At 60.0% G+C, this 17912-nt stretch carries 23 protein-coding genes; 16 read left to right on the forward strand and 7 right to left on the reverse strand.

Annotation, left to right across the window (positions count from 1 at the left end; genetic code table 11):
• Window positions 1-34 precede the first annotated feature (34 nt).
• The 6 genes from C7U61_RS07985 (at window position 35) to C7U61_RS08010 (ending at window position 4390) form a co-directional block, all read left to right on the forward strand.
• Window positions 35-1693: an acyl-CoA dehydrogenase family protein gene (locus C7U61_RS07985; RefSeq protein ID WP_106997714.1), complete on the forward strand. Its 1659-nt coding sequence runs from the start codon at window positions 35-37 to the stop codon at window positions 1691-1693.
• 84 nt (window positions 1694-1777) lie between these two features.
• Window positions 1778-2023 (forward strand): type II toxin-antitoxin system ParD family antitoxin, encoded by a 246-nt coding sequence (locus C7U61_RS07990; protein ID WP_106997585.1) that lies wholly within the window; start codon window positions 1778-1780, stop codon window positions 2021-2023.
• A 61-nt stretch (window positions 2024-2084) separates the two neighbouring features.
• Entirely contained in the window at window positions 2085-2231 is a 147-nt protein-coding gene (locus tag C7U61_RS19625; protein WP_245410767.1) for a hypothetical protein, read from the forward strand.
• 144 nt (window positions 2232-2375) lie between these two features.
• Entirely contained in the window at window positions 2376-2993 is a 618-nt protein-coding gene (locus tag C7U61_RS08000; protein ID WP_106997586.1) for a GNAT family N-acetyltransferase, read from the forward strand.
• Window positions 2994-3097: 104 nt separating this feature from the next.
• Window positions 3098-3754, forward strand: a complete 657-nt coding sequence (locus C7U61_RS08005) for a TetR/AcrR family transcriptional regulator (RefSeq protein ID WP_106997587.1) — start codon at window positions 3098-3100, stop codon at window positions 3752-3754.
• Window positions 3755-4057: 303 nt separating this feature from the next.
• Complete coding sequence (locus C7U61_RS08010) at window positions 4058-4390, forward strand: DUF6105 family protein (RefSeq protein WP_106997588.1); 333 nt, start codon at window positions 4058-4060, stop codon at window positions 4388-4390.
• Here C7U61_RS08010 and ruvX read toward each other — a convergent pair.
• Complete coding sequence (gene ruvX, locus C7U61_RS08015; RefSeq protein WP_106997589.1) at window positions 4327-4821, reverse strand: Holliday junction resolvase RuvX; 495 nt, start codon at window positions 4819-4821, stop codon at window positions 4327-4329. The two genes, C7U61_RS08010 and ruvX, sit on opposite strands and share 64 nt — an antisense overlap.
• Window positions 4822-5026: 205 nt before the next feature.
• On the opposite strand from ruvX, the gene C7U61_RS08020 reads away from it, so the two are divergent.
• The 3 genes from C7U61_RS08020 (at window position 5027) to gatA (ending at window position 7654) form a co-directional block, all read left to right on the forward strand.
• Window positions 5027-5737: a metal-dependent hydrolase gene (locus C7U61_RS08020; RefSeq protein ID WP_106997590.1), complete on the forward strand. Its 711-nt coding sequence runs from the start codon at window positions 5027-5029 to the stop codon at window positions 5735-5737.
• A gap of 87 nt (window positions 5738-5824) precedes the next feature.
• Window positions 5825-6112: an Asp-tRNA(Asn)/Glu-tRNA(Gln) amidotransferase subunit GatC gene (gene gatC / locus C7U61_RS08025; protein ID WP_106997591.1), complete on the forward strand. Its 288-nt coding sequence runs from the start codon at window positions 5825-5827 to the stop codon at window positions 6110-6112.
• 60 nt (window positions 6113-6172) lie between these two features.
• Window positions 6173-7654, forward strand: a complete 1482-nt coding sequence (gene gatA, locus C7U61_RS08030) for an Asp-tRNA(Asn)/Glu-tRNA(Gln) amidotransferase subunit GatA (RefSeq protein ID WP_106997592.1) — start codon at window positions 6173-6175, stop codon at window positions 7652-7654.
• A gap of 216 nt (window positions 7655-7870) precedes the next feature.
• Here gatA and C7U61_RS08035 read toward each other — a convergent pair whose 3' ends face one another.
• Window positions 7871-8128, reverse strand: coding sequence for a YjhX family toxin (locus C7U61_RS08035; protein WP_106997593.1), 258 nt, complete (start codon window positions 8126-8128; stop codon window positions 7871-7873).
• Window positions 8129-8425: 297 nt separating this feature from the next.
• Between C7U61_RS08035 and C7U61_RS08040 the strand changes: the two genes are divergently transcribed.
• The 6 genes from C7U61_RS08040 to C7U61_RS08065 all read left to right on the forward strand — a co-directional run bounded on the left by C7U61_RS08040 (window position 8426) and on the right by C7U61_RS08065 (window position 12572).
• Window positions 8426-8935 carry a GNAT family N-acetyltransferase gene (locus tag C7U61_RS08040; protein ID WP_106997715.1) on the forward strand — a complete coding sequence of 170 codons (510 nt, stop codon included), beginning with the start codon at window positions 8426-8428 and terminating at the stop codon, window positions 8933-8935.
• Window positions 8936-9022: 87 nt separating this feature from the next.
• Window positions 9023-10528 carry an Asp-tRNA(Asn)/Glu-tRNA(Gln) amidotransferase subunit GatB gene (gatB, locus tag C7U61_RS08045; RefSeq protein WP_106997594.1) on the forward strand — a complete coding sequence of 502 codons (1506 nt, stop codon included), beginning with the start codon at window positions 9023-9025 and terminating at the stop codon, window positions 10526-10528.
• 3 nt (window positions 10529-10531) lie between these two features.
• On the forward strand, window positions 10532-11044 hold the full coding sequence (locus C7U61_RS08050) for a GNAT family N-acetyltransferase (protein WP_106997595.1): 513 nt from the start codon (window positions 10532-10534) through the stop codon (window positions 11042-11044).
• Window positions 11045-11056: 12 nt separating this feature from the next.
• Window positions 11057-11524: a GNAT family N-acetyltransferase gene (locus tag C7U61_RS08055; RefSeq protein ID WP_106997596.1), complete on the forward strand. Its 468-nt coding sequence runs from the start codon at window positions 11057-11059 to the stop codon at window positions 11522-11524.
• 106 nt (window positions 11525-11630) lie between these two features.
• Complete coding sequence (locus tag C7U61_RS08060) at window positions 11631-12029, forward strand: NADH:ubiquinone oxidoreductase subunit NDUFA12 (RefSeq protein WP_106997597.1); 399 nt, start codon at window positions 11631-11633, stop codon at window positions 12027-12029.
• A gap of 102 nt (window positions 12030-12131) precedes the next feature.
• The gene (locus C7U61_RS08065; protein WP_106997598.1) at window positions 12132-12572 is read left to right on the forward strand and encodes a DUF2155 domain-containing protein; all 441 of its coding nucleotides are present in this window, start codon (window positions 12132-12134) and stop codon (window positions 12570-12572) included.
• A 79-nt stretch (window positions 12573-12651) separates the two neighbouring features.
• On the opposite strand, the gene aat is transcribed toward C7U61_RS08065, so the two are convergent.
• From aat to C7U61_RS08090, 5 genes are all read right to left on the reverse strand, one after another.
• Window positions 12652-13281, reverse strand: coding sequence for a leucyl/phenylalanyl-tRNA--protein transferase (gene aat, locus C7U61_RS08070; RefSeq protein ID WP_106997599.1), 630 nt, complete (start codon window positions 13279-13281; stop codon window positions 12652-12654).
• A gap of 3 nt (window positions 13282-13284) precedes the next feature.
• On the reverse strand, window positions 13285-14637 hold the full coding sequence (accC, locus tag C7U61_RS08075; RefSeq protein WP_181315816.1) for an acetyl-CoA carboxylase biotin carboxylase subunit: 1353 nt from the start codon (window positions 14635-14637) through the stop codon (window positions 13285-13287).
• 7 nt (window positions 14638-14644) lie between these two features.
• On the reverse strand, window positions 14645-15118 hold the full coding sequence (gene accB, locus C7U61_RS08080; protein WP_106997600.1) for an acetyl-CoA carboxylase biotin carboxyl carrier protein: 474 nt from the start codon (window positions 15116-15118) through the stop codon (window positions 14645-14647).
• A gap of 24 nt (window positions 15119-15142) precedes the next feature.
• A complete protein-coding gene (gene aroQ, locus C7U61_RS08085) occupies window positions 15143-15580 on the reverse strand; it encodes a type II 3-dehydroquinate dehydratase (protein WP_106997601.1) in 438 nt (145 codons plus the stop codon).
• A gap of 123 nt (window positions 15581-15703) precedes the next feature.
• Window positions 15704-16471, reverse strand: coding sequence for a DsbA family protein (locus tag C7U61_RS08090; protein ID WP_106997602.1), 768 nt, complete (start codon window positions 16469-16471; stop codon window positions 15704-15706).
• 214 nt (window positions 16472-16685) lie between these two features.
• On the opposite strand from C7U61_RS08090, the gene C7U61_RS08095 reads away from it, so the two are divergent.
• Window positions 16686-17843, forward strand: coding sequence for an aminotransferase class I/II-fold pyridoxal phosphate-dependent enzyme (locus C7U61_RS08095; RefSeq protein ID WP_106997603.1), 1158 nt, complete (start codon window positions 16686-16688; stop codon window positions 17841-17843).
• Window positions 17844-17912 lie beyond the last annotated feature (69 nt).

The raw sequence follows: 17912 nt of genomic DNA on the forward strand, positions 1-17912 counted from the left end.
TCCCTTTAGAACCCACTTGCTCTACAAGCGATTCATGACCCAAGCGACCCGGACCGACGACCCCTTTGCCGACCTGAATCAGCCGAGCCTCTGGACCGGCATCAATGCCTATCGTTCCGATCCGCTGATCGTCGATCTCACCTCTGGCCTGCCGCGTTCGATACGGGAAGAGCTTGAGCAACACGGTCGTTTCGTCACCTCGCATGAGGCTCAGGAATTGGCGCGCATGGCGAACCAGGGTACGCCGCAGTTGCGCACCCATGGCCCGCGCGGCGAGCGTCTCGATGTCGTCGAATTTCATCCCGCCTGGCACGCGCTGATGCGCCGCTCCATGGCGATGGGCCTGCATTCCTCGATCTGGGATGCGCAGGCCGATCCTGAAGCCAAGGGCCACTCGCACAAGGTGCGCGCCGCCCGCTTCTATCTGACGGCCCAGCTCGAATGCGGCCATCTCTGCCCCCTCACGATGACCAGCGCCTCCGTGGCTGCCATGATGGCCTCGCCGGCGGTGCAGAAGGACTGGGCGCCTAAGATTCTCTCGCGCAAGTACGACTCGTCCAACAAGCCCGCCATGCAGAAGAGCGCCGTCACCATCGGCATGGGCATGACAGAGAAGCAGGGCGGTACGGATGTGCGCGCCAACAAGACCAGCGCCGACAAGGTCAGCGAGGGCATCTACCGGCTCTCGGGCCATAAATGGTTCATGTCGGCGCCGATGAGCGACGCCTTCATCATGCTCGCCCAGACGAAGGACGGCATGGGTTGCTTCCTGGTGCCGCGGCTGCTCGAGGATGGTTCGGCCAACGGCCTGCACTTCCAGCGGCTGAAGGACAAGCTCGGCAACCGCTCGAACGCCTCCTCCGAAGTCGAGTTCACCGATACGTTCGGCTTCCTGCTTGGCGCGCCGGATGCCGGCATCCGCACGATCCTCGATATGGTCACGTTGACGCGGCTCGATTGCGCGCTGGCATCCGCCGGCATCATGCGCGCCTCGCTCGCCGAAGCCGTACACCATGCGCGCGGCCGCAGCGTCTTCGGCAAAATGCTGGTCAACCAGCCGATCATGACGCGCGTGCTTGCCGACATGGCGCTCGATGTCGCCGCCGCAACCGCGCTCGCCTTCCGTCTCGCCGAAGCCTTCGACAGGGCAAGCGGCAGCAGCGAAGATGCCGCCTATGCCCGCGTCATGACGCCGGTCGCCAAATACTGGTGCTGCAAGATCGCGCCGGCGCTGATCTATGAAGCCATGGAATGCATCGGCGGCAGCGGCTATATCGAGGAACGCCCGATTGCCCGCCACTATCGCGAGGCCCCCGTCAATGCGATCTGGGAAGGCTCCGGCAATGTCATGGCGCTCGATGTGCTGCGCGTGCTGAACCGGGGCAGGGACCTGTTCGAGACCGTCTTTGCCGGACTTGCCCGCGATCTCGGCCCGGCCGGCAAGAAGACCATCGATGTCCTGCGCGCGGCCATGGCGCTTTGCGAACAGGACGAGGGCGCCGCCCGCCTGCTGGTCGAGCAGATGGCCCTCGCAGCCGGTGCCGCCGAGCTTTATCGCCTGGGAGCCGGCAAGATCGCCGATGCCTTCATAGAAACCCGGCTTGCCGGCGGCTGGCGCGCGACCTACGGGATGCTCGATTCGCGCTTCGATGCCAGCTACATCGTTGATCTGCTGTACCCGCCGGCGACTTAAAGCAGTGCCAGCGTTTTGTCGCAGCATCCTTGATTGATACGATACCAATATTTATTATCTATTGGTATTCGCAAGGAGGGCTTCATGGCTCATAACACATCCGTCTCGCTGGGAGATCATTTCAGCGCCTTCATCGAGGCACAGATAAAGACAGGTCGATATGGCTCTGCCAGTGATGTTGTTCGCGCGGGTTTGCGCCTGCTTGAAGAGCATGAGGTAAAGGTCAAGGCCCTGCAGAATGCGTTGATCGCTGGTGAGGAATCCGGTGAGGTTGCTTCCTTCGATAACGCCGCATTCCTCAAGCGGATGCGCGCGACCTATGGTGAATAGGCCTCGCAAGTACGGTCTTTCCCCGCTTGCGGTAGCCGATCTTGAAGGTATCTGGCGATATATGGTCGAGAACTGGTCTGTAAGGCAAGCCGAGAGCTACCATGCCGAAATCGTTGAAGCTTTCGAGGGATTGGCATCCGGTGAGAAAATTGGTCGTGCTACTGATATCCGCGAGGCTATTTCAAATATGCCGCCGGTTCCCACGTGATCTACTATCTTGTGGGATAAAGAGATCGCCATCATCCGCATATTGCATCGGCGGATGGATGTCGGTCGGCACCTTTGAAGAGGTAGCTGCAGTTTTGATCGATTTAGCCATCAGTAATTTTCACGCTCGCCTTCAGAGGCGCTCATGATCAGTCTTCGCCCGGTTCTCCCCGCGGATATCGATCAGCTCTACGCCATCTCGCTCATGACCGGCGATGCCGGTAAGGATGCGACGCCGCTATATCGGGACGGCCGCCTGATCGGCCACATCTATTCTGCGCCTTACGCAACCATTCATCCCGAGCTGGTTTTCGTTGCCGAGGATGGCGAGGGTGTCTTCGGTTATATTGCCGGTGTCTTCGATACGATTGCCTTCGAGGAGCGGTTGGAGCGCGAATGGTGGCCGCATCTGCGGCGGCTTTATGCCGATCCTGAGGGTGATCCAGCCCTTTGGAATGAGGATCAGAAGCGGATAATGGTGATCCATCACCCACAGCGGACGCCGGCGCCGCTTGTCGAAAAGTTCCCCGCCCATATTCATATGAATCTTTTGTCGCGCGCTCGGGGCAGAGGTATCGGCACGGCATTGCTGGATCGGTGGATGGAGAACGCCCGGGACAACGGCGTCAAGGGCATTCATCTTGGTGCCAATAGCAGTAATCACGGCGGAATTCGGTTCTGGTCTTCGCGTGGCTTCGCGCCCGTGAAAGTTCCGCCGGCTCTGGCATCCGAAACAACAGTGTGGTTTGGTCGGCTTCTCTAATCTGTGGATTCGCGCGGTTTGAGGGACACGAGGCCTGACGGCTTTGTTGTTTGAGGCGATCCGGCTTGCTACTCACCGACCGGTGACAGATTGGAGTCGAGTCGATGGCCCCCGCAAACGCTGCCGTTAAAATCCCCTTGGAAGCGCCCGTCGTGGAAAAGCGCGTGCGCAATCGTGCTGCCACGGAGCAGGCGATCCTTGACGCCGCCAAACGGCTTCTGGCGGAGGAGGGGTTCCAGAATTTCGGTATCAACGCGGTCGCCCGCGGCGCCGGCTGCGACAAGCAGCTGATCTACCGCTATTACGGCGGCTTGAATGGTCTTGTGGAGGCCATCGGCACCGATCTCGGCAGCTGGGTGACGGATCGCATTCCCGACGACACCGGCGGCATGTTCCTCTTGACCTATGGCGATCTCATGGAGCGGCTTTCGATGCTGTTCCTCGATGCCCTGCGCGCCGATCCGCTGATGCGCCGCATCGTCGCCTGGGAAATTTCGGAAAACAGCGAGCAGGTGCGCCGCCTGTCGGAAGCGCGTTCGAAGGCGCTCGCCGGCTGGATCGAGCGCATGCGCGGCTCGTTGGTGCCGCCCAAGGGCGTCGATGCTCAGGCCGTCAACGCCATGATCTTTGCAGCCATCCAGCACATCGTCCTGGCTGCGGCCGTCAGCGATCAATGCGCCGGTCTCGTCTTGAAGAACGGCAAGGATTGGGAGAAGGCGGCAACGGCCTTGAAGCGGATCGTGCGCGGCGTCTACGGCTGACATTGCGTTCAGGCCAGGGACGGATATCCACAGGCCCGGCCGGCCGTTAACCTTAACAAATGGTTTACATTGCGTCGCGGCGGTTAACTCGTCACTGTCGGAAGATGATTAGTTAACCATTAAGCGTGCGGTCATGGGGTTAAAACCCGCTAAATTAGTGTTTCTGGTGACGGCGATGATGTTCTTCGCCGTACTCGCACTAGATATAACGCTGCCTACAATGGTCTTGAGCGCCATGGCGCTGTCGAACTGGCTCGTCCTTTCGGCTGACACGACGCAATTTCAGCGTCGGAGGGGTACTGCATGAAGTGGTTGTTGATTTGCTGGGCCGGACCGGTCTCGTTTCTCGGAGCATGGTATTATCTGTCGTACTACGACATGAGCTTCGGCATCTTTATGCTGACGCGGCAGATGCATGACCTGGTTTTCGACATCTACGGCAAGGTTCTCGGCATTCCGCCGGAAAGCATCCCGCCGCTGGTAGCCCGTGCGATCGCCTTCGACAGCCTGCTGGTCTTCGCAATCTTCGGCTTCCGCCGCCGGGCTGCCATTATGAAATGGTGGCGCCGCCGTCAGGCATCGAGATCGGGCAAGATTGCTCTTCCCAGCGCCGACAGCCTATCCAAGGCTCCCTGAAGAATGAAGCTTGCCGCGGCCGAGTCGATCCGCTCGGCGCGCTTGGCCCGCGAGACGTCCATTTCCAGCAGCGCCCGCTCGGCGGCCACGGTCGAAAGCCGCTCGTCCCAGAAAACGAAGGGCAGGGCGGTCTTTTCCGCCATGCTGCGCACGAAGGCGCGCGTTGCCTGCACGCGCGGTCCGGCAGAGCCATCCATGTTCATCGGGAGTCCTATGACGAAGGCTGCGACCTTTTCCTTCTCAGCGAAGGTCAGCAGCGTTTCGGCATCCTGCGTGAATTTCACGCGCTTGATGAGGGGGCGAGGCGTGGCGAAACGCCGCCCAAGATCCGACATGGCCAGCCCGATCGTCTTCGTGCCGAGATCGAGGCCGGCGATCGGCTGGCCGGGCAACAGCATCACGGCTAGATCTTCGATGGTCAGCGTCGTCATGAGGGTCTCGCTCTCGTCAAAACAAATTGAAGCCAGGGCCGCTTTTCTTTGTCGCGGTTTGGGATATCTCCTAATGCATTTCCAGCAGAAGCGCACAGCGGTTTTGCATGCGGAAATGCGGAAGAGCAAATAGAAGGAGCGTTTCCACCGGAAATGCTCCAGACACCAGCTTTCCATTTCAAATCAAGTCATAAGGAGAAATCCAATGAAGATCACCTGGCTCGGCCATGCTGCTTTTCGTATCGAAACGGCCAAGGCAAAGATATTGATCGATCCATTTCTGTCTTACAATTCTTCCTTTGCGGCCGCCGGCCTCGACATCAAGGACGTTGCACAAGGCGTGACCCATATCCTGCTGACCCATGGCCATGGCGACCATGTCGGTGACACGGTTCAGATCGCCAAGGATACCGGCGCCGTCGTTCTCGCCAATGCCGACCTCGCCTCGTGGCTCGGCACCAAGGGCGTCGAGAAGCTCGAAATGGGCAATACCGGCGGCACCGTCGGCCTCGGCGGATTCTCCGCAACCTTTACCAATGCGCTGCATTCTTCCGCCCAGATCACCGAGGACGGCGTTTCCCACGCGCTCGGCAATCCGAACGGCCTGATGCTGCATTTCGACGACGAGCCGACGCTGTTCCATATGGGCGATACGGATATCTTCTCGGATATGGGTCTCATCAACGAGCTGCATCAGCCCGATATCGGCATCGTGCCGATCGGCGACCGCTTCACCATGGGCGGTGCGGTGGCGGCACTCGCCTGCCAGCGCTTCTTCAAATTCAAGACCGCCATTCCCTGCCATTACGGCACTTTCCCGATCATCGACCAGACGCCGGAAAAGTTCGTCGCCGGCATGGAAGGTTCGAAGACTGCAGTTGCCGCGCCGAAGGTGGGCGAGAGCATTTCTGCCTGACGATACCCGTTGCGTATGGCGGGCATGGCCTTTATAGCGTGAAGCAAATCCACTTTTGGTGGATCATCTTGCTATCCGGAGAATGCCATGTCCGTCGATCTCGCCACTGTCAAACGCGTCGCCCATCTTGCCCGCATCGCCGTCAATGAAGACGAAGCACTGCGGATGATGGGCGAGCTGAACGGCATTCTGGGCTTCGTCGAGCAGCTTTCCGAAGTGAATGTCGATGGCGTCGAGGCCATGACCTCCGTCACCCCGATGGCGATGAAGAAGCGCACCGACGAAGTGACCGACGGCAACAAGGCCGCCGACATCGTCGCCAACGCGCCGAATACCGATCAGAATTTCTTCCTGGTGCCCAAAGTCGTCGAATAACGGTTTCTTTCGAGCCTTTTCCGACCCGTTGCCCCAATTCCAGATCAGAAGCGAAACAAAATGAGCGAACTGACCAGCCTGACTATTGCCGAAGCCCGCGACAAGCTGCGTACCAAGCAGATTACCGCCACCGAACTGACCGAGGCCTACATCTCGGCGATCGAGGCTGCCAATGCTCAGATCAATGCCTATGTGAAGGTGACGCCGCAAAAGGCGCTTGCAATGGCCAAGGTGTCGGACGCCCGCCTAGCGGAAGGCAAAGCCGGTGCGCTGGAAGGCATTCCGCTTGGCATCAAGGATCTGTTCGGCACGGAAGGCATTCATACGCAAGCCTGCAGCCATATCCTGGACGGTTTCGAGCCCCACTATGAATCCACCGTCACGCAGAACCTCTGGAACGACGGCGCCGTCATGCTGGGCAAGCTCAACATGGACGAGTTCGCCATGGGCTCCTCCAACGAGACCTCCTACTATGGCCCGGTGATCAACCCCTGGCGTGCCAAGGGCTCCAACCAGCAGCTCGTTCCGGGCGGCTCGTCCGGCGGGTCTGCCGCTGCCGTTGCAGCGCATCTTTGCGCCGGAGCGACTGCTACCGACACCGGCGGCTCCATCCGCCAGCCGGCTGCCTTCACCGGCACCGTCGGCATCAAGCCGACCTATGGCCGCTGCTCGCGCTGGGGCATCGTCGCCTTCGCCTCGTCGCTCGACCAGGCCGGCCCCATAGCGCGTGACGTGCGTGATGCCGCCATCCTCCTGAAATCGATGGCAAGCGTCGATGCCAAGGACACGACCTCGGTCGATCTGCCTGTACCAGATTATGAAGCCGCGCTCGGCCAATCGCTGAAAGGCATGAAGATCGGCATCCCGAACGAATACCGCGTCGACGGCATGCCGGAAGAGATCGAGACGCTCTGGCAGCAGGGCATCGCCTGGCTGAAGGATGCCGGCGCCGAGATCGTCAATATCTCCCTGCCGCACACGAAATACGCGCTGCCGGCCTATTACATCGTGGCGCCGGCCGAGGCCTCCTCGAACCTTGCCCGCTATGACGGCGTCCGCTACGGCCTGCGTGTCGACGGCAAGGACATCGTCGATATGTACGAAAAGACGCGCGCCGCCGGCTTCGGCCAGGAAGTGAAGCGCCGCATCATGATCGGCACCTATGTTCTCTCTGCGGGCTACTACGACGCCTATTACCTGCGCGCCCAGAAGGTCCGCACGCTGATCAAGCGTGACTTCGAACTGGCTTTCAACGCCGGCGTCGATGCGATCCTCACGCCCGCAACGCCGTCCTCGGCCTTCGGCATCGCCGACGAGAACCTCGCGTCGGATCCCGTGAAGATGTATCTCAACGACATCTTCACGGTGACGGTCAACATGGCCGGCCTGCCCGGCATCGCTGTCCCCGCCGGCCTCGACCAGAAGGGCCTGCCGCTCGGCCTGCAGCTCATCGGCAAGCCGTTCGACGAGGAAACTCTCTTCAAGACCGCCCACGTCATCGAACGGGCTGCCGGCAAATTCACGCCGGCGAAGTGGTGGTAAGCACGACAGGGAGACGAGCGGCTTGATGAACGACTTCATCAAGCTTCGCGACGTTTGAGACTAATTCTGAAAAGGGCCGTCCGGAATCCGGGCGGCCCTTTTCAGGTGCCGATATTCCGCCTCAAGCAAGTCTCGGCGATCCTGCTCCTCAGTATCGCATTCCCAGCGATGTTGCTGGCTGCCGATATGGGGTACTCAAGCGATTGCCTTGCACGGCTATCGGTTGTTCAACTGCGATCGTACGAGCCGCAATCCCTTTTCGCTGATGCGGTAGGGATGCCCGTCGGTGGATTTTATCGCCTTGAGGCGCTTCAGCCGCCGAAAGAGGTCGATGCCGAAATCGGGATAGACCCAGCCGTCGCGCGTGAAGCAATAGACGGTCTCGATCTTCTTGTTTTCGCTGCGTTCGATTTCGATGCGCCCGCCCTGGGCGAGCAGGTGGAGAATGCGCTGTTCTGCGCGAGAAATGTCCATTGTTGTCAGAATCCGTATAGCGCCAAAGAGACGCACAAAAACGATCCGAGCCTTCCCTTGGGGAAGTCGGGGCTTCGTTTTTCAGGCCCGGCACGCAAGAAGACTTGCGAGCGGGGCCTTTACCGGCACTGACAAAAATTAGACATCAAAACTCCGTTGATAACTCCTTTCTAAAAGGGGTTGCGCCGGTCGGTCAAGTTCAACCGTCTCGATGGTTTTGCGGTAGGCGCTTATTAATCTCGCCGCTGGCAAAAGCCTTTGGCCGATGCTTTACTGTTTTCAAACGGCGGGGGCTCGATGATCCATATTCGTAATGCCCATGAAGGTGAAACGGCGGTGCTGGCAAGTATCGGTCTGCGCTCCTGGCAGAAGGCTATGGCCACGATCGGCGGTACGGGCGAGCTTCTGGAAGGCGCAAGCGAGGCTTTTACCAATTTCACCCGCAATCTCTGGCTGACGATATCAGTCATCGAATTGAATGGTGAGGCGGTCGGATGGGCCGCGCGCGAAGCGCTCGATGAGGCGATCTCCGATTTCTGGATCGATCCGGACTTCGCGCGACGCGGTCTCGGCTCGGCTTTGCTTGCGCGGATCGAGCACGATGTGCGCGAGCAGGGGCTGGAAAAGGTGTCGCTGCAGAGCCATGCGGGAAATACCGATGCCATAGCCTTCTTCAAAGCGCGCGGCTATGAGATCCATTGGCTGTCCGTCGTCTATTCCCCGAAGCTCGACAGCGACGTGCCGACGGTCGGGCTTTCGAAATCGCTGGTCGCGGAGAGCGATGGCGCCTACGGATCGGGCATATAGCATGCTGGCGGCGCCGAAAGCCTTGCGCCGTCTCGCCAATTGCTCTACCTCACCAAAGCAGAAAACAGCATTATACAAGAGCTTCCCATGACCATTGTCGACGTCCGCACGCCAGAGCCGAAACGCTTCATTCCCGGTGCCACCGGTGACTGGGAAATCGTTATCGGCATGGAAGTCCACGCCCAGGTGCTGAGCAAGTCCAAGCTCTTCTCCGGCGCCTCGACGGAGTTCGGCAATCCTCAGAATTCCAACGTATCGCTCGTCGATGCAGCCATGCCCGGTATGCTGCCGGTCATCAATGAGGAATGCATCAAGCAGGCGGTGCGCACCGGCCTCGGCCTGAAGGCGAAGATCAACAAGCGCTCGATCTTCGACCGCAAGAACTATTTCTATCCCGACCTGCCGCAGGGCTATCAGATCTCGCAGTTCAAGGATCCGATCGTCGGCGAGGGGAAGATCGTCATCTCGCTCGGTCCCGACCGCCAGGGCCAGTTCGAGGATATCGAGATCGGCATCGAGCGCCTGCATCTGGAGCAGGATGCCGGCAAGTCGATGCACGATCAGCACGCGACCATGTCCTATGTCGATCTCAACCGCTCCGGCGTCGCGTTGATGGAAATCGTCTCCAAGCCGGACATTCGCTCGGCCGACGAGGCGAAGGCCTACATGACGAAGCTGCGTTCGATCGTGCGCTATCTCGGCACCTGCGACGGCAACATGGATGAAGGTTCCATGCGTGCCGACGTCAACGTCTCGGTCCGTCGCCCGGGCGGCGAATTCGGCACGCGCTGCGAAATCAAGAACGTCAACTCCATCCGCTTCATCGGTCAGGCGATCGAGTATGAAGCGCGCCGGCAGATCGGCATTCTGGAAGATGGCGGCACCATCGATCAGGAAACCCGCCTCTTCGATCCGAACAAGGGCGAGACACGGTCGCTGCGCACCAAGGAAGACGCGCACGACTACCGCTATTTCCCCGATCCGGATCTGCTGCCGCTGGAATTCGACGACGCCTTCATACAGGAACTTGCCGAGCACCTGCCGGAATTGCCTGACGACAAGAAGGAACGTTTCGTCCGCGAACTCGGCCTCTCGGTCTATGATGCTTCCGTGTTGGTGTCGGAAAAGGCGATCGCCGATTATTTCGAGGCCGTTGCCGCCGGTCGTGACGGCAAGATGGCGGCAAACTGGGTAATCAACGACCTCTTGGGTGCCTTGAACAGAACGGGCAAAGACATTGAAGAGACTCCGGTTTCGCCCGCCCAGCTCGGCGCGATCATCGATCTCATCAAGGCCGAAACCATCTCCGGCAAGATCGCCAAGGATCTGTTCGAAATCGTCCTCAACGAGGGTGGCGACCCCGCCGAGATCGTCGAAGCTCGCGGCATGAAGCAGGTCACCGATACCGGCGCGATCGAAAAGGCCGTGGACGAGATCATCGCCGCCAATCCGGATCAGGTTGCCAAGGTCAAGGCAAAGCCGACGCTCGCCGGCTGGTTCGTCGGCCAAGTGATGAAGTCGACGGGCGGCAAGGCCAATCCGCAGGCCGTCCAGGCGCTGGTCAAGGCTAAGCTCGGCATCGAAGAGGAATAAGCGGTGTTCTTCGTCCGCACCGCCAGCGAGCAGGACCTGGAAAAGGTCCGTGCTCTGCTCGGCGAAGCCTGGCATGCCACCTATGACCGGATCTATGGGCCGGAAAAGGTCAGTGAGCTCCACGCCTCCTGGCACTCGCCGGCTTCGCTGAAGGCCCGGCTGGCGAACAAGAATTCGGAATTCCTCGTCGCCGACGACGGCAGGACGATCGGTGGCATGGGCTATGCCGCCATGTCCAAAGAGATGACGAAAACCGTCATGCTCCACATGCTCTATGTCAGTCCAAAGCATCAGCGCGAGGGTATCGGCCGCGATATTTTCGCGGAACTGGAGACCTGTTTTCCGGATGCGGAGATCATGCGCCTCGAGGTCGATCCGCAGAACGAGCCCGCGATCGCCTTTTATCAAGCCCATGGCTTTGTCGAGGTGGGCCGCACGGAAAACTGCGGCAGCGGGCAGTCGGGCATTCCGGCGCTGGTATTCGAGAAGCCGTTGGGCGGGCCACTGAAAGAATAGACGAGATCGTTCATGCAAGACGCCCGCCTGGTGATCCGCGAAGCAAAAGAAACCGACCTTCACGCCCTGATCGGCCTCTTTGCCGCCGACGCCGTAGGCGGGCACGGCGATACGACCGACCCCTCTGCCTATGATGACTATCTCCATGCCTTTCGCACCATCGCGGCGTCACCGGAGCAGACGCTCTATGTCGCTGAGCTTGCCGGCGAAGTGGTCGGGACGTTTCAGACGATGATCACGACGACGCTGACCGGCCGCGGATCATCTGCCATGATCATCGAAGCGGTCCAGACGCGAGCCGATATGCGCGGGCAGGGGATCGGAGCGGCGATGATCAGTTTCTGCATCGACGAGGCAAAAAGCAGCGGCATGCGGATGCTGCAGCTGACCTCGAACGCGGTGCGCAAGGACGCCCATCGCTTCTATGAGAGACTGGGTTTCAAGCCGACGCATTTAGGCTTCAAGATGCTATTGAAATGAAGCCTTTTGCCCGCTGGAATCACTGGACAAGCAGGCCTAGGGGCGGCATAAGCAAACTATCGAATTCTGGTATCGCTCGCCCCTCAGCGGGTATCGAGGAAAAGACATGTGGAATTTCATCGTACAGACCTTCACCTGGTGGAATAGCCAAACTTTGGGAACGCGCTTTGCGACCTGGCGGTTTGGCAAGCGTGTCGGCGAGGATGAATTCGGCAACGTCTATTACGAAGGCGGCATGTCTTCCTACGGCCTCCCGAAGCGCTGGGTGATCTACAAGGGCTATGCCGAAGCCTCCGCCATTCCTCCGGGCTGGCACGGCTGGATGCATCATCGCACCGACGTTCCGCCGACCAAGGAAAATTATGTCGCCAAGGAATGGCAGAAGGAACATCGCGCCAATCCGACTGGCTCGCCGCAGGCTTACCGCCCCCCGGGCTCTCTCGCCGCTGCCGGCGAACGTCCGCGCGTGACTGGCGACTACGACGCCTGGACCCCGGGCAACTGAGCGAGAAGCCGGCTCGTCCTTTGGCCACAATTGGGCTTTAGGCGCGACATAAGCCGGCTTTTGCTCGGCGCCTTGACCGAGACCAAGCGGAGATTGGCGGATATGATGGTTTTCACGCGGAGCGCTTCTTTGCGTGCAGCAGCTGTAGCGGGCCTTGCTCTCCTCGCCGGCATCATGGCAGCCCCCACCGCCCAGGCTGCCCGCATCGCCAATCCGGTTGCCGTCTTCTCCGGTCTCGACAAGATCACCGGACGCATCACCACTTTCGATGTCTATGTCAACGAAACCGTGCAGTTCGGCGCGCTGCAGGTGACGCCACGTGCCTGTTATTCGCGAGACGATACCGAGCAGCAGAAGGTGGACGGTTTCGTCGAGGTGGACGAAATTACCCTCGACCGTCGCATCCGCCGCATCTTCACGGGCTGGATGTTCGCCGACAGCCCCGGCCTCAACGCCGTCGAGCACCCGATCTATGACGTCTGGCTGAAAGAGTGCAAGCAGAAGTCCGACGTGCCGGCGCCGGATACCGCCGGCGCGAAGTAATCGGTTTCAAGACGCAGATTGTAAAATCGGACAGCAGGCCACAACCGGAATTTGAAGTGGCCCTCAAAGGATCCACCGCTCAGGGCTGATCGCCGGAAAAGCTGAGATTGGGCGATTCCATCGCCTTCTCCAGCATTTTTGCATAGGCATCCTTCGGCACGTCGATGGCGCCGAATGTCTTCAGATGCTCGGTGGTGAATTGCGTGTCGAGCAGGGTGAAGCCGCGTTCGCGCAGGCGCTCCACCAGATAGACGAGGCAGATCTTGGAAGCATCCCTACGGCGGGAAAACATGCTTTCACCGAAGAAGGCGGACCCCAGTGAAACGCCATAGAGACCGCCCACTAGCCGGTCGCCTTCCCAAGCCTCGACGGAATGGGCATGGCCGATATGGTGCAGGGTGGCGTAGAGCGAGCGGATCGTCTCGTTGATCCAGGTGCTGGGGCGATCGCTCGTCTCCTCGCCGCAGGCCGCGATGACGGCCTCAAAATCGGTATCGAAACGGATGTCGAAGGGGCGTTGGCGGATTTTTTTGGCGAGGCTCTTGGAGACGTGAAACGTATCGAGAGGGATGATGCCCCGTAATTCCGGCTCGACCCAGAAGATTTCCGGGTCGTCTGCCGATTCGGCCATCGGGAAAAGCCCGATGGAATAGGCGCGCAACAGGATCTCCGGGGTAATGCCGGGATGTCTGCCGCGCGCTCCGGGCATTGGCTAGGCCGAGGTTTTCGCCAGGTAGTTTTCCAGCCAGTGGATATCGTAATCGCCGTTGGCGATATCCTGGTTGGAAACCAGATCCTGGAAGAGCGGCAAGGTGGTCTTGATGCCATCCACTACGAATTCGTCCAGCGCGCGTCGCAGGCGCATCATGCATTCGACGCGGGTGCGCCCGTGCACGATCAGCTTGCCGATGAGGCTGTCGTAGTAGGGAGGGATCCTGTAGCCCTGATAGGCTCCGGAATCGATACGCACGCCGAGGCCGCCTGGCGCATGGAAATGCGTGATCGTGCCGGGCGAGGGGATGAAGGTACGCGCGTCTTCGGCGTTGATGCGGCATTCGATGGCGTGGCCATGGAAATGCACCTCATCCTGCGTGACCGAAAGGCCGCCGCCGGAAGCGACGCGGATCTGCTCGTGCACGAGGTCGATGCCGGTGATGGCTTCGGTGACGGGATGTTCCACCTGCAGACGGGTGTTCATTTCGATAAAATAGAACTCGCCGTTCTCATAGAGGAACTCGATGGTGCCGGCGCCGCGATATTTCAGCTTCTTCATCGCGTCTGCGCAGATCTGACCGATCTTCATGCGCTGTTCGACATTGAGCGCCGGGGAGTTGGCTTCTTCCCAGACCTTCTGGTGGCGGCGCTGCAGCGAGCAGTCGCGTTCGCCGAGATGGACCGCATTGCCTTCGCCGTCACCGAAAACCTGAATTTCGATGTGGCGCGGCTTGCCGAGGTACTTTTCCATATAGACGGATTCGTTGCCGAAAGCGGCTGCGGCTTCCGTGCGTGCCGTCGACCAGGCTTCGATCAGGTCCTCTTCCGTGCGGGCGACTTTCATGCCGCGGCCACCGCCGCCGGCGGTCGCCTTGATGAGAACCGGATAGCCGATCTCGCGCGCCGTCTTCAGCGCATCCGCCTCGGTCTTGACTTCGCCGTCGGAACCGGGAACGACCGGGATGCCGAGCTGCTGCGCCGTGGTCTTGGCAGTGATCTTGTCGCCCATGATGCGGATATGTTCCGCCGTCGGACCGATGAAGGTAATGCCGTGCGCCTCGAGAATATCTGCGAATTTGGCATTTTCCGACAGGAACCCATAACCCGGATGCACGGCGTCCGCGCCGGTGATCTCGCAGGCGGCGACGATCTGATGGATGTTGAGATAGCTTTCGCGCGACGGCGGCGGACCGATGCAAACGCTCTCATCCGCAAGCCGCACATGCATCGCGTCGGCATCGGCGGTGGAGTGCACCGCAACGCTCGCAATGCCGAGCTCCTTGCAGGCGCGCAGCACGCGCAGAGCGATCTCTCCGCGATTGGCTATGAGAATCTTCGAAATCATGGGCATGGGCGGCCTACTCGATGACGACCAGGGCTTCGCCATACTCGACCGGACGACCGTCCTGAACGAGAATTTCGGTCACCGTACCGGACTTCGGCGCGGGGATCTGGTTCATCGTCTTCATGGCTTCGATGATGAGCAGCGTCTGGCCTTCCTTGACGGTCGCGCCGACCTGGATGAAGGCGGCCGCGCCCGGTGCCGGCGCCAGATAGGCGGTGCCGACCATGGGCGCGCTGACGACGTTGTCGGGATTGCGGGTATTGCCTGCGGGAGCGGCGGCGGCCGGTGCTGCTGCAACGGCGGCGGGAGCGGCGTAAGCGGCCGGGGCGGCAATCGGCGCCTGAACATATTGCGTCGTGCCGGCGCGCGATACGCGGATACGCATATCTTCCTGTTCGACTTCGATCTCGGTCAGGTCCGTGTCATTGAGAATATTGGCGAGATCGCGAATCAGCGCCTGGTCGATACCCGATTTCTTTTCAGCCATTGGTTTTCTTGCCCTGTATTTTTGTTATTGGGTGATGGATTTCAGCGCTTGAAGCGCCAGGATGTAGCTATGAGGTCCGAAACCGCAGATCATGCCCTTTGCCGCGGGCGCGATCATCGATTTGTGCCGGAATTCTTCGCGTGCGTGGATGTTGGAGATATGGACCTCCACGACGGGAATGGAAATGGCGCGGATCGCATCGTGCAGCGCGATCGACGTGTGACCATAGGCACCGGGATTGATCGCGACGCCGGCTGCCTTGTCGCCGGCCTCATGAATCCAGTCGACCAGCACGCCTTCGTGATTGCTCTGGCGGAAGTCGATGACGAAGCCCAGGCTTTCACCGGCGGATTTGCAGTCGGCTTCGATATCCTTGAGCGTCTTGCCGCCATAGATGCCCGGCTCGCGCTTGCCGAGAGCGTTTAGATTGGGTCCGTTAAGGACGAAAATAGTTTGCGCCATCAGTGGTTCCGTCAAAGTGCAGCGCAACCTATAGACTCCCGAGGCTCTATAGGAAAGCCCCGGTGCGAAGGTTGCGTGCCTCTATATGTGGAAACGCCGCGATTTTGGCATTTTTTGCGCCGTTCAGCAGCTCGTCTTGCCGCAACCCCGAACGTTGGCGATCTTCTCCTTGATGGCATCGAGGCCGATCGCGCCGGAAACCATCTCGTTGCCGATGACATAGGCGGGTGTGCCGTTGACGCCGAGATCGGTAGCAAGCTGGTAGGTCGCCTTGATCGTGGCGGTATTCGGCGCTTTTGCCATTTCGGCCCGGATGGCCGCTTCGCTGACCCCGAGCGAGGTCGCGACATCGATGGCGGCGTCTTCGGAGGCACGGCCCTCGCTGCTCAGCAGCTTGTGATGGAACGCGGCATATTTTTCCGGCGCGAGCAGGCGGAACGCGCTGGAAACCCGCGAGGCGGCAACCGAATCCTGGCCGAGGATCGGGAACTCCTTCAGCACGAAACGGACATTCTTGTCCTGCTGCAGCAGCTTGTCCATGTCGCCAAGCGCATGTCGGCAATAGGTGCAATTATAGTCGAAGAACTCGACAACGGTGATATCGCCCTTCGGATTGCCGATGGCGACATCATCCTTGGAGTTGAAGATCGCATCCTTGTTCTCCGTGATCACCTGCGACGACTGTGCGATGCGGGCTTCGTCCTGCTTCTTTTCGAGCGCGGCCTGCGCATCCAGCAGCACCTCCGGGTGCTCGACCAGATAATCCCTGATGAAATCCCCGATTTCCTTCTTCTGCTGGTCGTCCAGCGCGGCGGCCGGCTGGATTGTGGCGAAGGACGCTGTCAGGGCAATCGCCGTAACCGTCAGCAGGCTTTTGAGAGAAAGGGTCATTGGGGTCCTCTTTTGGATCTGATCGGAGACGTTATTCTCGGATGCGCCATAGCATCGTCGGGTTAACATCCGCAAATGAGCATCGACAATTTACGGTGCGTCCTTATTTCCAGAAACAGGAATTTTCACGACAAAGCCGCAATCGCAGGATTGTGAACGAGCCAATATTGCGGCAAATGTCGCGAGCCGATCCGATCCGAAAGAGAATTGACCCGTGTTTTCCCTATCCAAGCGCAGCGATGTCGAACCTTTCCATGCCATGGACGTCCTGGCGGAAGCGACGCGGAGACGCCAGGCTGGGCACGCGGTCATTTCCATGGCTGTCGGACAGCCGTCCCATCCCGCACCCCAGGCAGCGTTGGAGGCAGCGCGTGCGGCTCTCGGCCATGGGCGCATCGGCTATACGGATGCGCTCGGCACTCTGGCGCTGCGGCAGGCACTTTCCACCCATTATCAGGCGCGCCATGGCTTGAGCATCGATCCCAAACGCATTGCGATCACGACCGGATCGTCGGCCGGATTCAACCTTGCCTTCCTGACCCTGTTCGATGCCGGCGACAGCGTCGCCATCGCCCGGCCGGGCTATCCGGCTTACCGGAATATTCTGGCCGCACTCGGTCTCGATGTCGTCGAAGTGCCGGTCACCGAGGAAACGCAGTTCACGCTCACGCCCGAGAGTCTCGAGGCAGCACAGGCGGCAAGCGGCAAGCGGCTGAAGGGCGTGCTGCTGGCAAGCCCCGCCAATCCCACCGGCACCGTGACGAGCAGGGCGGCTTTGAAGGCGCTCGCCGATTATTGTGCGGATCGCTCCATCGCCTTCATCTCCGACGAGATCTACCACGGCTTGACCTTCGTCGGCGAGGAGACCAGTGCGCTGGAGCTGACGGACGAGGCGATCGTCATCAATTCCTTCTCTAAATATTATTGTATGACCGGCTGGCGCATCGGCTGGATGGTTTTGCCGGAACGGCTGGTTCGCCCCATCGAACGAGTGGCTCAGAGCCTTTATATCTCCGCACCGGAACTGTCGCAAATTGCCGCCGAGGCGGCGCTCGGCGCCGGCGCCGAACTGGATGTTTATCGTGAGAGCTATCGCCGCAACCGCGATTTCCTCATGCGCCGGCTGCCGGAAATCGGCCTTCGCATTGCCTCGCCGATGGATGGCGCCTTTTACGCCTATGTCGATGTCAGCCGCTTCACGAACGACAGCATGGCCTTTGCCCGCAAGATGCTGGCCGAAATCAATGTCGCCGCCACTCCTGGCCTCGATTTCGATCCGCTGGAAGGACATCGCGCCATGCGTTTTTCCTATGCCGGCTCGAATGCCGAGATCGAGGAAGCCACCGAACGCATGGCCGCCTGGCTGAAATAGAATCCGCAATCAATGGCTTGGGCGAACTTGCGGAAGCACTTTCGCAAGTGGGGAATCCATGCGCCTTGC

The sequence above is a fragment of the Rhizobium sp. JAB6 genome (assembly GCF_003024605.1).
GTDB lineage: Bacteria > Pseudomonadota > Alphaproteobacteria > Rhizobiales > Rhizobiaceae > Rhizobium.